Annotated in this window: 17 protein-coding genes; all 17 read left to right on the forward strand. The window is 31.9% G+C overall.

Features of this window, described 5'->3' with window-relative positions; genetic code table 11:
- The first annotated feature begins 3 nt into the window (after positions 1 to 3).
- A complete protein-coding gene (locus ACY3JJ_RS05415; protein ID WP_463091140.1) occupies positions 4 to 777 on the forward strand; it encodes a prepilin peptidase in 774 nt (257 codons plus the stop codon).
- Positions 774 to 1,250, forward strand: a complete 477-nt coding sequence (locus tag ACY3JJ_RS05420) for a type II secretion system protein (protein WP_463091141.1) — start codon at positions 774 to 776, stop codon at positions 1,248 to 1,250. The genes ACY3JJ_RS05415 and ACY3JJ_RS05420 overlap by 4 nt, the downstream gene beginning before the upstream one ends.
- Positions 1,228 to 1,620, forward strand: coding sequence for a type IV pilus modification PilV family protein (locus ACY3JJ_RS05425; protein ID WP_463091142.1), 393 nt, complete (start codon positions 1,228 to 1,230; stop codon positions 1,618 to 1,620). The genes ACY3JJ_RS05420 and ACY3JJ_RS05425 overlap by 23 nt, the downstream gene beginning before the upstream one ends.
- Positions 1,617 to 2,171: a PilW family protein gene (locus ACY3JJ_RS05430; protein ID WP_463091143.1), complete on the forward strand. Its 555-nt coding sequence runs from the start codon at positions 1,617 to 1,619 to the stop codon at positions 2,169 to 2,171. The genes ACY3JJ_RS05425 and ACY3JJ_RS05430 overlap by 4 nt, the downstream gene beginning before the upstream one ends.
- A gap of 13 nt (positions 2,172 to 2,184) precedes the next feature.
- Entirely contained in the window at positions 2,185 to 3,387 is a 1,203-nt protein-coding gene (locus ACY3JJ_RS05435; RefSeq protein ID WP_463091144.1) for a hypothetical protein, read from the forward strand.
- A 72-nt stretch (positions 3,388 to 3,459) separates the two neighbouring features.
- Positions 3,460 to 4,452, forward strand: a complete 993-nt coding sequence (gene pilM, locus ACY3JJ_RS05440) for a type IV pilus biogenesis protein PilM (RefSeq protein WP_463091145.1) — start codon at positions 3,460 to 3,462, stop codon at positions 4,450 to 4,452.
- A gap of 4 nt (positions 4,453 to 4,456) precedes the next feature.
- Entirely contained in the window at positions 4,457 to 5,011 is a 555-nt protein-coding gene (locus ACY3JJ_RS05445; RefSeq protein ID WP_463082193.1) for a PilN domain-containing protein, read from the forward strand.
- Positions 5,008 to 5,580: a type IV pilus inner membrane component PilO gene (locus ACY3JJ_RS05450; RefSeq protein ID WP_463091146.1), complete on the forward strand. Its 573-nt coding sequence runs from the start codon at positions 5,008 to 5,010 to the stop codon at positions 5,578 to 5,580. The genes ACY3JJ_RS05445 and ACY3JJ_RS05450 overlap by 4 nt, the downstream gene beginning before the upstream one ends.
- 10 nt (positions 5,581 to 5,590) lie before the next feature.
- The gene (locus ACY3JJ_RS05455) at positions 5,591 to 6,163 is read left to right on the forward strand and encodes a hypothetical protein (protein ID WP_463091147.1); all 573 of its coding nucleotides are present in this window, start codon (positions 5,591 to 5,593) and stop codon (positions 6,161 to 6,163) included.
- Position 6,164: 1 nt separating this feature from the next.
- Positions 6,165 to 10,958 carry a secretin N-terminal domain-containing protein gene (locus tag ACY3JJ_RS05460; protein WP_463091148.1) on the forward strand — a complete coding sequence of 1,598 codons (4,794 nt, stop codon included), beginning with the start codon at positions 6,165 to 6,167 and terminating at the stop codon, positions 10,956 to 10,958.
- Positions 10,959 to 10,981: 23 nt separating this feature from the next.
- Entirely contained in the window at positions 10,982 to 12,055 is a 1,074-nt protein-coding gene (locus ACY3JJ_RS05465; RefSeq protein WP_463091149.1) for an aminopeptidase P family protein, read from the forward strand.
- A 22-nt stretch (positions 12,056 to 12,077) separates the two neighbouring features.
- Positions 12,078 to 12,635, forward strand: a complete 558-nt coding sequence (gene efp / locus ACY3JJ_RS05470; protein WP_463091150.1) for an elongation factor P — start codon at positions 12,078 to 12,080, stop codon at positions 12,633 to 12,635.
- A gap of 38 nt (positions 12,636 to 12,673) precedes the next feature.
- Positions 12,674 to 13,117 (forward strand): acetyl-CoA carboxylase biotin carboxyl carrier protein, encoded by a 444-nt coding sequence (gene accB / locus ACY3JJ_RS05475; protein WP_463091151.1) that lies wholly within the window; start codon positions 12,674 to 12,676, stop codon positions 13,115 to 13,117.
- Entirely contained in the window at positions 13,110 to 14,453 is a 1,344-nt protein-coding gene (gene accC / locus ACY3JJ_RS05480; protein ID WP_463091152.1) for an acetyl-CoA carboxylase biotin carboxylase subunit, read from the forward strand. The genes accB and accC overlap by 8 nt, the downstream gene beginning before the upstream one ends.
- A gap of 31 nt (positions 14,454 to 14,484) precedes the next feature.
- Positions 14,485 to 14,850: an Asp23/Gls24 family envelope stress response protein gene (locus ACY3JJ_RS05485; RefSeq protein ID WP_463082185.1), complete on the forward strand. Its 366-nt coding sequence runs from the start codon at positions 14,485 to 14,487 to the stop codon at positions 14,848 to 14,850.
- Positions 14,847 to 15,380, forward strand: coding sequence for an Asp23/Gls24 family envelope stress response protein (locus ACY3JJ_RS05490; protein ID WP_463082184.1), 534 nt, complete (start codon positions 14,847 to 14,849; stop codon positions 15,378 to 15,380). Before ACY3JJ_RS05485 ends, ACY3JJ_RS05490 begins: the two co-directional genes overlap by 4 nt.
- A complete protein-coding gene (locus tag ACY3JJ_RS05495; protein ID WP_463091153.1) occupies positions 15,381 to 15,596 on the forward strand; it encodes a DUF2273 domain-containing protein in 216 nt (71 codons plus the stop codon).

The raw sequence follows: 15,596 nt of genomic DNA on the forward strand, positions 1-15,596 counted from the left end.
TAAATGTTATTTAAGATTCTTTTTACTATCTGGTTTTTTTTGCTTGGGAGTGCTGTCGGTAGTTTCTTAAATGTTTTGATATATAGACTTCCTCGAAAAGAATCTATTTTATTTCCTTCTTCTCGTTGTCCTTCTTGTAATCATAAATTAGCACCGAAGGACCTTGTACCTATTTTCAGTTATATATTTCTTAAAGGGAAATGTAGATACTGTAGAGCAAAGATTTCTATAAGATATCCCTTGGTTGAGACCCTTACTGCAATATTTTTTGCCCTATCTTTTTGGGTATATGGATGGTCTTTTCACTGTTTAAAAATATTAATACTTTTCTCATTCCTTTTGCCAATCTTTTTTATAGATATCGAACATATGTTGATTCCTGACGTTTTATCTTTTGCTGGTTTAGGAATAGGTTTTTTTCTCTCTTTATTAGAAGGTAAGATTTACCAAAGCATTTTAGGAAGCATTGTTTTTGGGGGAATATTACTTTTAATATATTTAGGTGCTCTTTTAATATTAAAAGAAGAAGGCATGGGACAGGGAGATATAAAGTTGGGATTTTTTTTGGGAAGTTTTCTTGGATTAAAACTATCCTTATTAGCTTTATTTTTGAGTTACATTTTAGGAAGTGTTATATCCGTCTTTATTTTGCTATTTAAAAATAAAGACTTAAAAACTGCTATACCTTTTGGTCCTTTTCTAATCTCGGGATCATTCATATCTTTATTTTGGGGAGAGTCTATAATAAATCTTTATATTTCTTTTTTTATTAAATGACAAATTTAAACGGATATACACTGTTAGAACTTTTAATAACTGTTATTATTATTGGAATTTTATCCTATATTTCTTTCCATGTTACAATTGCAAGCTTAGATAGAGCTAATCTGAATAGTTGTGCTATATTAATATTAAAAGAGCTTGTAGAACTTAGAGATAGTGCATATTCTTGTGATGAGGGTACTCCAAACATTTTATTTTTCTTTCCTCCCATAGACAAGATTGTTTTAAAATGTTATGATAAAAAAAGTAATTTTTATAAAATAACGAAAATAATTGATCTGAGAGAAGAAAATATAGATCTTGTTTCTTCAGTTTTTGGAGTAAATGAGTATGTTTACTTTAATAGGCTGGGAATTCCTTCTTCAGGGGGAACTGTTATAATAAGGTATAAAAATATGAGAAAATATATAGTAGTAACTCCTGCTACAGGGAGGATATATATAAGTGATAAAATGCCAGAAGATTAGTAAATATAGTGGTTTTAGTGTATTAGAGGCATTGATAGCTGGAATGGTACTTTTAATAGTACTTGTAGGAATTTTACAAATGTATTTTGTAACTTTTTATAATGCTCCAAAGGTAGAAAATCTTGTTAGAGCTAACTATATCCTTTCAAAAGAGGCAGAGTTGATTTTTTCAAAAAGTTATACTATTTTATATAGCTATATAACTTCTAATTATCCTAAGGTTGTAAAGTATAAAAACATGGTATATACTATTACATGTACAATAGATAATACTCTTACATGGGGAAAATTCATAAGATTAGAAGCATCTTGGATTGAAGGTAAAGAAAATAAAGAATTTAGAATTGAATTTTTTAGGGCTAAATTATGAAAAAGGGCTTTACTTTAATTGAACTTTTAATTGGTGTTTCCATATCCCTTATAATAGTTGCTCTTGTGGTGAGTTTCTTAACCACAGGTTCCTTAGGATATCAGTTTATAAATAAAAAGATACAATATCAAAGAAATGCAAGATTAGTGGCAGAGAGACTTATTAGGGAAGTTAAAAAAGCATCTATTATTGATAGTACTTCAGATGGTGGTAATTTAATATTTAGTTATACTTATTATGACTTTAGTACTAATCCTATTTCGTCTACATTATCTACTATAAGATATTATATAGATAATAATGGTATTCTCAGAAGACAAGTAAAACAGGGGAACTTATGGGTAGGTAATAATCCCCTAACAGAAAGTGATTTCAAGGTTATATCTCCTATATTTTTTTATTATGATGATTCTGGGAATATTGTTTCTCCAAGGAATGCTCAAGTTATTCAAGTGGTACTTAAATTTGACGGAAATAAAGATAATGTTGTTGATTATACCTTGACTTTTTCAATGTTTCTCCCTATAAAAAACACTTATTACTTAAAATAGGGGGAAGAAAAAAATGTTTTCTAATAATAAAGAAAAGGGACAATTAGTGATATTAATGAGTATCGTTATCTTTATATTTGTATTGGGGTTAATTATTCTTCAACTTATACCCTCAGAAAATGTTATTACAAGGAGGACTCTTGAAAGTAATCAAGCCTTTTATTTAGCTCAATCAGGACTTCAACAAGCTTTTTATATAATAAATTCTAACCCAGATTTAGCATTTTTGACCCTTACTTTAAGAAGAATAGACAACAGTAGTAATCTATTATCCTATACAATGACTTATACTAACGGAGATTTATTTAAATTTAGCTATAATATAGGTTCTATATCTGTTGGTGAATATAATGTTACTGTTTCATATACCTTATCAAAATTAAATTCAGGGGGAGTTTTAATCGATTATCCCATATATAAGATAAGATGTGAAGGCTATGTACCATCCATAGATAATTATAGGGTTATTAGGAAACTTGAAGTATATGGGAATAATACTGAAATAACTCTTGATCCATTTAAATTTGCAGTCTTTGCAGGAACCTCTGTTAATTTTTCTGGAAAAGCTGCAGTTATTGAAGGAGAGAGATTGCCTGATGGGACTTTTGATACTGCAATATATTCTAATGGTCCTGTAGATTTAAGTAATCCTCCACTTATAAATGGTTCTTATTCTCCTGTATTAGGAATAGACGTTATTGCAAATGATAATTCCCTTTCTATGCCAACTTTGAATGAAGATTATCTTAAAAGTGTAGCTATGTCGCAGGGTCTTTACAGATCAGGGGGAAATATAGATTTAAAGAATTTAGTTGATTATGCAAAGAGTAATCATAATTGGTACAATTCTGCCACTAATACTTGGTTGACATGGACGTTGGTGATATATATAGATGGTAATGCTAGGATGGCTGGGAATGTTGAGTTTCAAGGGATGGTTATTGTAAAAGGAGATGTAAAGATTACAGGTACTGGGAATAAAATAAGGGGGATATTATATGCAGCAAAAGTTGACTCTGTTACAGATGATCTTTCTATATTTGGAGATCCTATTATAGAAGGTACCAGTATAGGTGAGGCTGTAAGAATTGGAGGTAATAGTACTATAAAACACAATAGAAGTTATATCGAAAGTATCATGCAATCTCATGGCATAACAAATGTAGTAAAAGCTACAAAGACAAAATTAAAGATTCTTTCATGGAATGAATTTTAAAAGAGTTGTCTATTTATATCTTTTGTATTAAAATAAAATCTTATTCAGGGAGAGGTTGAAAGGAAGGGAAAGATGGGGATTTTTAATTTATTTTCTTCAGAAGAGCCTATTTTGGGTATTGAATTTGGAAATCCTGTAAGATTAATATATGGGGGGAGGAGAAAGGATAAGAAGGTAGTCTTTAAAAATGCAATTTCTGATGTTTTTTCATCTGACATCTTTCAAGGAGGTCAACCTTTAGATATTTCAAAAATAATAGAAACTCTTAGAAAGGACTTAAAAACATTGAGAATAAAGAACCCAAAAACATATATAGCTATACCATCTTTAAATGTGGTGGTAAGGTTTTTTAATTTTCCTTATATGCCAGAAGAAGAACTTAGAGAGGCTATAAAATGGGAGCTTGATAGGTATGTTCCATTTTCTGAGGAAGATATAGTGTACGATTTAGAGATTATTGATGTAATAGAGAGGGAAGGAAGTAAAGAATGTAGAGTAATGCTGGTTGCAGTACCAAAAGAAATCATAAATCCATATTTGGAGATAGTAAAATCCTTAGGGCTAAATTTAGAGGTAGTAGATATAAGTATTTTTTCGGCTGTAAGATCAGTAGTATTTAATAGAAAAGAGCTTCCTAAGGGTAATACCTTGTTCTTGTATACTCACGATAATATTGCAGAATTTGTTGTGATAAAGGATAATCAACCCATATTTTTTAGAAGCACTATTATGGAAGAATGGAATCCACATGAAGAAGGAGTAGATGAGCTTACAAAGTCTTTTATTTTGGAAGATTTTGTAAGAAAAATTCAAGAATCTATTAATTTTTTCTTTCTACAGTTTCCAGAGGAACATATAGATCAAGCTATAGTTATGGGAAGCAATGCTAAAAATAAAGATTTTGTGGATCTTTTAGAGGCTCTCTTAAATGTACCATCAGAAGTAGCCCCATTGACTCTTAGCTCTGACGTAATAGTAAATGCAAAAAAGCAAGATAAATCATTTTTAGAAGATCTTTCTTCTTGGGTAGTACCTATAGGACTATTTTTCTGGGGAAGGATGTAGGAATATGTTTAAGATTAACCTTTTACCGAAGGAAGCTAAGAAAAAAGAGGCAATAAGAATTCCCTTTTTAGGTATTCTTATTACTGTGATTGGGATATTACTTCTATTTGGAGAGATTGTTCTTTATTTTAATCTTTCATCTGAAGTTAATAATTTAAGAAACGAAAATACTTCTCTTGAAGCCCAAATAAATGATCTTAAAATAAGAATAAAAGAATTACAAAAATTGCAAGACATAAAAAAACAATATGAAGAAAAGATAAATTTATTAAATGAGATTTCTTCTAAAGAGATATCTTGGGTTGATATTTTTGAGACTATAAATGGAATTACTCCTAAAAATCTTTGGATTAAAAGTTTTAGCTTAGATTCTTCAGATAATGTAAATATCGAGGGATTTGCTGTAAGCTACAAAGATATAGCAATTTTTTTAGATCAATTAGAAAAAACCAATCTTATGGATAAAATTACCTTGGGTTTTGCTCAGAAGGTTGGACAGCCTCCAGTTATTGCTATTAATTTTAGGATAGCTGCTCAGTATAAGAGGGGTGAAAGATGAAACCAAATATAAATATATGGATAATTGTAGGTATTTTTTTATTTGTTATTGTTATTGGATTTTACTTTCTTGTATATAAATCTTTAGAGAATGAAAAAAGCACATTAGTGGAAAGCATTGATAATAATCGTCAGATGCTTCTTAAGTATCAGCTGAATTACAAAAAGAGCTTAGAAGAGTGGGAGAAATTTAAAGAATCTTTGCAGAAATTTGCTGAATTACAACAGAAGTTACCTACAAAGGAAGATCTTCCTCATCTTTTAGCTTTTGTAGAGACCATATGTAAAGAATCAAAGCTTTCTGTAAATAGTTTTAAGCCAATTCAAGCACAAGAACAACCTCAGCCTACCTCACAAGAGGGGAAAAAAGAGGCTCCAAAACCTCTTTATGAAGAAAGAAATTATAGTGTGGACTTACAAGGTAGCTATGGTGGATTTCTCTTATTTTTAGCTAAGCTAAAGACAGCACCTCGTATTATTCTTTTAAAGGATTTAAAAATTGATCCTGTAGATACAACTGCTAAAGAACTAAAATTTTCCTTCATATTGTCTACATTTATAATTAAATAGGTGAGGAAATATGGATATTAAAAGTATATTTAATGATCCAAAACAAAGATTAATAGTCCTTATAAGTCTTTTTATTATTGTAGGTGCGATTGGAGGATACTATATTGTGGCAAATTATGTATTAACTCCCCAAGAGGAACCTGTTATAACAACACCTAGGGCAAAAACTACAACAGAGACTTATACTTTTACCGAAATTTTGGAAACTTTTACTGAACAAATAGGAGTGGTCTTTACTTATTCAAATGTTGCTTTAGGAAGAAGTAATCCTTTTTTACCTGTTATTGACTTAAATCCAAAACCACAGCCTAAGATATCGTCTTTACCTCAAGCGACGGCTAGAATTTCTGTAGTACCGCAATCTTCTTCTGTTACTAGATCTTGGTATAGTAATTTTAAGCTTACAGGAATAATAAGAAGTAGGGATAAAAGTTATGCAATTATTGAAGAAGGTGATAGGGGCTATATCATAAGAGAAGGAGAATTGTTAAGGGGGGATATATATCTGGAAAAGATCTTGGAAAATACGGTAGTTTTAAGGAAAGGAAAAGAAACAACCAATATTAAACTGGGAGGTGAATAGTTTGTCTTACATAAGAAAATTAATTTCTTTGATTCTGTTTATAAACTTTTTGTTAATTGGGGGGATAGTTGCTCAAAATAGTTTAAAAAGTTTAGTGGGAATTCAAGTAGAAGATGGTAGTGGTGGTACCATAAATATAAATATTTATTTTTCAACTACTTCGGTACCCAAATATGATATTAAACAATCTGCCTCAAAAATTGTGGTAACTTTTTATGATACTCAGATAAAAACAGTATCAAAAAGTGTTGAAATAAATAAAGGATTTTTGACTAATTTAGAACTCTCTCAAAATAAAAATAATACTATACTTGTAATAAATTTTGTAGGATCCTTACCTAAGTATTCAGTTACTTCTACTTCTGGAATTTTAAAAATTACACTAAGTCCTTCAGATGCTTATTCCAAAGAAGAAACTTCATCTATTAAACAGATTTCTTCAATAGAAAATACTCTTTTGAATATAAAGATTGATAAGAATTATAAGCCCAATCTTATAGTGTTGGAGTTTTCTAATAAAGCCCCAGATTTTAAAAGCTTACTCCTTAAAAATCCTTTAAGATTTGTGATTGATTTAACAAATACAGTAAATAAACTAGGTTCTAAGGTTATATCTGTAAATTCTAGTCCTATTATTTCAATTAGAATTTCTCAATTTAGTACTAAACCGTTTGTTACAAGGGTAGTAATCGACTTGAAGACTTCTTTTCCTGCTATATCTGCAAGATCAGCTGATAATAAAATATATATAGGGACAGAAGAGGTTTTAGGTAAGGTTGCTCCAATAACTACTAAGACTGTAAGTCAAAAGACAATAGAATTACCAGGAAAGGAAGAAACTCCCAAGATAACTGAGGTAAAAACCAGAGAAGTACAACAAGAACAAAAAGTAGAAACCAAATTGGAACCTCCTAAGCCTGTAGAAGTAAAAGATAAATTCCAGCAAAAGATTTCAGTTTCTTTTGATAGGGCTGAAATAAGGGATGTTTTAAAAGCAATGGGGCAGTTGGCTGGACTTAATATAATAACGGATATTGGTGTCCAAGGAAGAATAAGTGTCTATTTGAAAGATATTCCATTTAGAGATGCTTTTTACGCTTTACTTGCATCATCAGATCTTGGATATGTGCAACAAGGAGAAGTGATTATTGTAGCAAACCTTGATAAACTTCAAAAAATTGAAAGTAGAGATTTAGTTACAAAAGTATATCAACTTAGATATTTTGAAAGCCAAAAGGCTAAGGAAATTCTATCTAAAACCTCTAAGACTGCAATTTTTGATTCTGATGATACGAGAAATTGGCTAATAGTTTCAGCTCCATCAACAGAATTTCCGAAGATAGAGAATGCTATCAAAATTTTAGATATACCATCTGAAAAAGTTGCAGAAACAAAGGGAGTAGGTAAGGTTCAAGTTGAAAGGTTTGAAGATACATATCTTGTTTCTCTTAATGCGAAGGGAGAGGATATTAAAGATATTCTTCAAGAAATAGCACAAAAAACGGGTAGGAATATAATATTTTCAAAAGATATTTCTGGAGGTTTATATCTTACCTTAAACAAAGTTTCCTTAGATAGAGCGATAGATCTTATTATTAGAAGTTTAGGATACACATATGAGATAAGAGAAGGTGGATTCATAATAGTAAGTGTACCTAAGGGTGAAGCCCCTTCAGTACCTATTTTAGAGATAAAAGAACTTGTTAAAATAGATAAAATTAATGATATTTATTATGTTACTGCAGATCTTAGAAAATCTGATATAAGGGATATAATCCAAGAGATAGCAAAGAAAACTGAATTTAATTTTGTAATAGATCCAAAGGTTTCGGGAAGTGTAGATCTATTTGTAAATAAAGTACCACTGGATGAAGTTCTTACTATTTTACAAAGGCTTGCCAATTTTGATATGGAAAAAGTAGGGAAGACCTATTATGTTAAACCTAAGGAAATACAAACAGCTCCTACAGTGGTTCAGCCTATATTAACTAAATTATATGTTCTTAAGTATATTGATTTACAAGATATTTTGAGAGTAGGAGGGGCATTAGTAAAGAACATAAGCTTAAGTTATGATAGTAAGACGAGGTTATTAATAGCCCAAGGAAAGGAAGAGGACTTGAAGGTACTTGATGATCTAATAAGCAGGATAGATGTGGAGAGGAAAGGGGAAGAGGTAGTAGTAGCGAAGGAGTTATTAAGTGTAGAGAAAGAAGAAGGGAAGATATATGTAAGTTGTGATTTGAAGAAGGCAGATATAAGGGAAGTATTAAGGGAGCTTGGTAAGAAAGCAGATATTAACTTTGTGATAGATCCAAAGGTAGCAGGAGAAGTAGATCTCTATCTAAATAGGGTAGAGTTATCGGAGGTATTGAACATACTCCAGAAGGCAGCGAAGATAAGCATAACGAGAGATGATAAAGTGACCTATGTGAAGATGCAAGAGGAGAAGGTAGCGGTACCAGTAGAGACAGCGAAGACGAAGATATATGTATTGAAATATATAGACATATCAGACATAGAGAGAGTAGGAGGGGCATTAGTAAAGAACATAAGCTTAAGTTATGATAGTAAGACGAGGTTATTAATAGCCCAAGGAAAGGAAGAGGACTTGAAGGTACTTGATGATCTAATAAGCAGGATAGATGTGGAGAGGAAAGGGGAAGAGGTAGTAGTAGCGAAGGAGTTATTAAGTGTAGAGAAAGAAGAAGGGAAGATATATGTAAGTTGTGATTTGAAGAAGGCAGATATAAGGGAAGTATTAAGGGAGCTTGGTAAGAAAGCAGATATTAACTTTGTGATAGATCCAAAGGTAGCAGGAGAAGTAGATCTCTATCTAAATAGGGTAGAGTTATCGGAGGTATTGAACATACTCCAGAAGGCAGCGAAGATAAGCATAACGAGAGATGATAAAGTGACCTATGTGAAGATGCAAGAGGAGAAGGTAGCGGTACCAGTAGAGACAGCGAAGACGAAGATATATGTATTGAAATATATAGACATATCAGACATAGAGAGAGTAGGAGGGGCATTAGTAAAGAACATAAGCTTAAGTTATGATAGTAAGACGAGGTTATTAATAGCCCAAGGAAAGGAAGAGGACTTGAAGGTACTTGATGATCTAATAAGCAGGATAGATGTGGAGAGGAAAGGGGAAGAGGTAGTAGTAGCGAAGGAGTTATTAAGTGTAGAGAAAGAAGAAGGGAAGATATATGTAAGTTGTGATTTGAAGAAGGCAGATATAAGGGAAGTATTAAGGGAGCTTGGTAAGAAAGCAGATATTAACTTTGTGATAGATCCAAAGGTAGCAGGAGAAGTAGATCTCTATCTAAATAGGGTAGAGTTATCGGAGGTATTGAACATACTCCAGAAGGCAGCGAAGATAAGCATAACGAGAGATGATAAAGTGACCTATGTGAAGATGCAAGAGGAGAAGGTAGCGGTACCAGTAGAGACAGCGAAGACGAAGATATATGTATTGAAATATATAGACATATCAGACATAGAGAGAGTAGGAGGGGCATTAGTAAAGAACATAAGCTTAAGTTATGATAGTAAGACGAGGTTATTAATAGCCCAAGGAAAGGAAGAGGACTTGAAGGTACTTGATGATCTAATAAGCAGGATAGATGTGGAGAGGAAAGGGGAAGAGGTAGTAGTAGCGAAGGAGTTATTAAGTGTAGAGAAAGAAGAAGGGAAGATATATGTAAGTTGTGATTTGAAGAAGGCAGATATAAGGGAAGTATTAAGGGAGCTTGGTAAGAAAGCAGATATTAACTTTGTGATAGATCCAAAGGTAGCAGGAGAAGTAGATCTCTATCTAAACAGGGTAGAGTTACAAGATACTATTGATATATTGAGTAGAATAGGAAATATAACTTTTGAAAAAATGGGTGTTGTGACATATGTTAGACCTTATGTACCACCAGTTGTAACAGCTAAAGAGGGAGTACAAATTATTACAAAAGAGTATAAGTTAAAATATATATCCTTGGATACATTAAAATCTGTGGTTTCAGGTCTTGCTAAAGATGTATCCTTCTATTATGATCAAACCTCAGGATTTTTGTTGGTTCAGGGCCCTGTAGACCAAGTTACAGCTGTGGAAAATATGATAGCAAAACTTGATAAGCCAACCCCACAAGTAAAAGTGGATGTTCAAATAGTAGAAGTATCAAGAGAAAATGTAAAGGATATAGGTATAGCGTGGGGTACACAAAATATAGGTACAGGTATTAAAATAGAAGCTAATGTTGGTTGGCAAGATCTGAAGTTAAGTATTATAAATCCTGAAAGTGTACTTGCTACTATAAAGGCCTTAGAGACCCAAAATAAAGCTAAAATACTTGCTCAACCAAGTATGACAACTATAAGTGGTAAAGCTACAAGAATCATGATAGGTGACAGGGTACCATTGGTATCTTATGATGCTCAAGGTAATAGATCAATTACATATATAGATGTAGGAATAATACTTGAGGTAACACCAACTGTAAATCCTGATGGTACTATTACTGCAAATATTAAGCCTCAGGTTAGTACAATAAGTGGTTATGCAGGAAAGGAAGGAGATGTACCTGTAATATCGACTAGAGAAGCACAAACTATAGTTAACTTGAAGAATGGTGAAACTCTTGCCTTAGGTGGTTTGTTAAGACAAGAAGAAATTGAAAGTATGTCTAAGGTACCACTCTTAGGAGATATTCCAATTCTTGGAGAGCTCTTTAAAGCAAGAAAGACTCAAAATGTTCAGAAGGAGCTTATTATACTTATAACTCCTAAGACGATAGAATAAGACAAAATGAGGATAAATATTTTATGAATACAAGAATTAGAGAAATACAAAACAAACTAAATAAAGAAGAGATAGATGGGGTTATTATTAGTAATATAGTGAATATTAGATACCTTACAGGATTTACGGGCTCAACAGCTGAACTTGTGCTTTTAAAGGAGGGGGGTTACATATTAGTAGATTCAAGGTATTGGGAACAAGTACATCAGGAAGTTAATATAGTAGAGCCTGTTCTTATCAATGGTGATGTGAATTTATTCTCTTTCTTAAAGGATCTTTCAAAAAAAGAGGATTTTAAAAGAATAGCTTTTGAGGGACAATCATTCAATTACTTTAAGTATAAAAAGTTGATTGAAGGTTTATTGAATATTGAATTGATTCCAGTAGAAAATTGGGTAGAAGAGATGAGAATGACTAAGGATGAAAATGAGATAGAAAAAATAAAAACAGCTTTGAAAATTGCAGAGAGGGCTTTTGAAGAAGTATTAGAAATTATAAAGCCAGGTATATCTGAAAGAGATTTAGCAATAGAATTAGAGTATCAAATGGCAAAAAAAGGTAGTGAGAAAATAGCTTTTGATACAATTGTGGCATCAGGACCAAGGGCTGCACTTCCTCATGGAAAGGCAAGCAATAAAAAGATATATTGTAATGAGTTTATTGTATTTGATTTTGGGGCTATTTATGAGGGATATCATTCGGATATTACAAGAACCGTGTATATCGGGAACCCAACTGAAGAAGAACTTTTAGTATACAATATCGTTTTTGATGCACAAAAAAAGGCAGAAGAAATAATAAAAGAAGGTGTAGAAAGTAGTTTTGTAGATAAAGTTTCTCGTGATATAATTCAAGAAAATGGTTATGGAAATTATTTTGGTCATGGTCTTGGGCATGGTGTAGGACTTGAAATACACGAATTACCAAGGTTATCCCCAAAAGGAAATTGGATTCTAAAGAAAAATATGGTAGTTACTGTTGAACCTGGTATTTATATTCCTGGAAGATTTGGGGTAAGGATTGAAGATATGGTGGTTGTTAAAGAGCAAAAGGCAACTATATTAAATAGTTTTACTAACGAACTTATAATAATATAGGGAAAGGGAGGTAATAAAGAAGATGATTTCAGTAAATGATTTTTATCCTGGCCTTACTATTGAATTAGATGGAGAAATATATATAGTACTTGAGTACCAACATGTACATATGGCTCAGGGTCAGGCAACAGTCAGGGTAAAATTAAAGAACTTGAAAACAGGAAATGTATTGAGAAGAACATTTAAATCAGATGAATATGTTCCTCAAGCTTTTATTAATAAAAGAGAAGCAGAATTTCTTTACAAACAAGGAGATGAGTATTATTTTATTGATCATGAAACCTATGAACAACATATGCTCACTGAGGAGCAATTAGGAGATGCAATTAAATACTTAAAAGAAGGAACTATCGTTAGTGTGCTTTTTTATGAAGGAAATCCTATTGGTATAGAGCTTCCTACTACAGTTGTTTTAGAGGTTATAGAAACTGATCCAGGTCTTAGAGGAGATACAGTTTCGGGTGGATCAAAACCTGCAAAATTAGAAACGGGATTAGTAATACAGGTCCCTTTATTTATACAAATTGGAGATAAAGTTGTAGTGGATACTCGTTATGCAAAATATGTTGAAAGAGCATAGATTTTAATAATGAGTTTTAATAAAAAAGGAGTATTACTATGAAAGAATGGTCTTTAGAAGAGTTAAAAGAGTTAATATGTCTATTTAACAAGAGTAATCTTTCAGAATTGATAATAGAAAATGGAGAAAATAAATTGGTTTTAAGAAGAGGTGATTATGTTGTTTCTATTTCATCACCTCAGGTAGAATCTCAAGTTGAAAAATTACAAGCCATAAAAGAGGTTGCTGAGGAAGGTGTATATATTACTGCTCCTTTGGTTGGAGTTTTTTATCGTTCCCCCGCTCCAGGCGCCCCTCCTTTTGTTGAAGAAGGTGATTTGGTAGAGCCAGGACAAACAGTATGTATAATTGAAGCCATGAAATTAATGAATGAGATAAAGAGTCATGTAAGAGGAAGAGTTAAAAAAATATTAGTTGAAAATGGTCAGGCAGTGGAATTTGGACAAAAACTTTTTCTAATAGATACAGAGAGCAATGTTTAAGAAAGTTCTTATTGCAAATAGAGGAGAAATTGCTGTTAGAGTTATAAGGGCTTGTAAAGAATTAGGCATTAAAACAGTAGCTGTATATTCTGAAGCAGATAAAGAATCTCTTCATGTATATATGGCAGATGAGGCAATCTGTATAGGCCCACCTCCTGCCTCACAAAGCTACTTAAATATTCCAAACATTATTAGTGCCGCTTTAATATCAAATGCTGATGCTATCCATCCAGGATATGGTTTTTTAGCAGAATCATCAAGATTTGCTGAAATTTGTCAAGACCACGGTATAATGTTTATAGGTCCTAAAAAGGAAGTTATTGAAAGTTTAGGGGACAAGGCCAGAGCCAAAAAAATAATGAAAGAAGCAGGTGTTCCTTTGCTACCTGGGTCTGAAGGACTTGTTGAGGATGAAAAACAAGCAGTAAAAATTGCTAAAGAGATAGGTTTTCCTGTTCTTATAAAGGCTACTGCTGGTGGTGGCGGTAAAGGAATGAGGATTTCATACAGTCCTGAGGAATTGGTAAAAAATATAAGACTTGCTAAATTGGAGGCTGAGAAAAATTTTGGAAATCCTGGCGTGTACATTGAAAAGTTTATAGAAGAACCAAGACATGTGGAGATACAGATAATGGGAGATGCTTATGGTAATATTGTTTCTCTTGGTGAAAGAGATTGTACTATTCAAAGAAGATATCAAAAATTAATTGAGGAATCTCCTTCCCCAGTAGTAGATAGAAGATTGAGAGAAGCTATGAGTAGAGCTGCAATTCGAGGGGCGTATAAGGTTGGGTATGTGGGTCCTGGAACCTTTGAATTTCTTTTGGACAAAGATGGGAGATTTTATTTTATGGAAGTAAATACGAGAATTCAGGTAGAACATACTGTAACAGAAATGGTAACTGGTATTGATCTTGTAAAATGGCAAATACTAATTGCAGCTGGAGAGAAATTAGATTTTAAAGAAGTAACATTAAGAGGACATGCTATAGAGTGTAGAATTAATGCTGAGGATCCTGATAATAATTTTGCTCCATCTGCTGGAAAAATAGATAAATATATACCTCCAGGAGGCCCTTTTGTAAGAATTGATACTCATCTTTATGAGGGTTATGAAATGGTACCTTTTTATGATTCTTTACTGGCAAAGATTATAACTTGGGGAAAAGATAGAAATGAGGCTATAATAAGGATGAAAAGGGCTTTGGAGGAATTTGTTTTGAGAGGAATTAAAACGACAATCCCTCTTCATTTAAAAGTACTAAATAACAGTTCATTTATAAAAGGAGACTATTCTACTAACTTTTTATCAAGAAGGGTGTTAGTAGAGGATTAATTTTTGATAAAATAGAGAGTGGTGATAAGCTATGAAAGAAGAACTTTCATATGGAACGGTAAATATATCAAAAGGGGTTATCTCTGTAATAGCGGGTATTGCTGCTCAAGAGGTAGAAGGTGTCGCTCAAGTAGGAGAGCCTTCTTCTTCATTTATGAAACTTGTATCGGGTATACCTCTTGGAAGGGGTATAAAAATTGATCTGTATGAGAAAGATGTATACATAATGATACCTATTTATGTAAAACAAAATGTTTTTTTTCCTGAAGTTGCAAGAGAAGTTCAATCCCATGTTAAGGAAGTGATAGAAAGTATGACAGGATTAAATGTAAGGGAAGTGAATGTTATTATAAAAGGAGTATTGATAGGTAAAAAAGATAAGGAGGAGAAGAAATGAAACTTAATAGATATGAAATTATTATTTACTCTATAATTTTGTTAATTTTCTCTTTTATTGATCTTATTTTAATCCTTGGACTTTTTAAATGGGAATTAGCATTAAGTATAATAAATTGGGCTAAGGGACCTGGTTTTTTGTTTTCTGCTATTTTGTTTATAATTCTTTTTGTTCTTGCTTTTTCATCAAGTTTTGCTTTAATTATAAATAGAGAGAAAACTTCTGTTGTTATAGGAAATAGAACAGGTTTAGGTGATGTAATGATTTCTGTTAATGGTATTAAAAGTTCTATCAGAGAGATAGCTGGATATTTTTCAGAAATTCAAGATATAAGACCTGAGATTGAAATTATAAAAGATAAAATATATATTACTTTGAGGATAAAAATTCCTGCGAGTGCAGATATAACAAGAATTGTTAATGAGATGCAACAAAGATTAAAAGTTTATTTTGAAAGTGTTTTACCTTTGAACTTAGAAAAAATAAACGTAATAATTGATGATGTAGTTCCTTCAAAAAGGGGTAAGTAGATGAATCTTGAAAGGGTAAAAAATTATAAATATAGATTTATTTTCTCATTAGTATTTTTAATATTAGGAATCCTTATTCTTACTATTGGTTTTTGGAGAACCTTATTTCTAATCATTATGTTACTTTTAGGGTATTTAATTGGTAATATAATTGATAAGAATCTATTGTTTCTTTTTGTAGAAAAAATTAAAGAGATATTTATGATAGGAAGGTAA

Source organism: Dictyoglomus sp. DH, assembly GCF_055181375.1.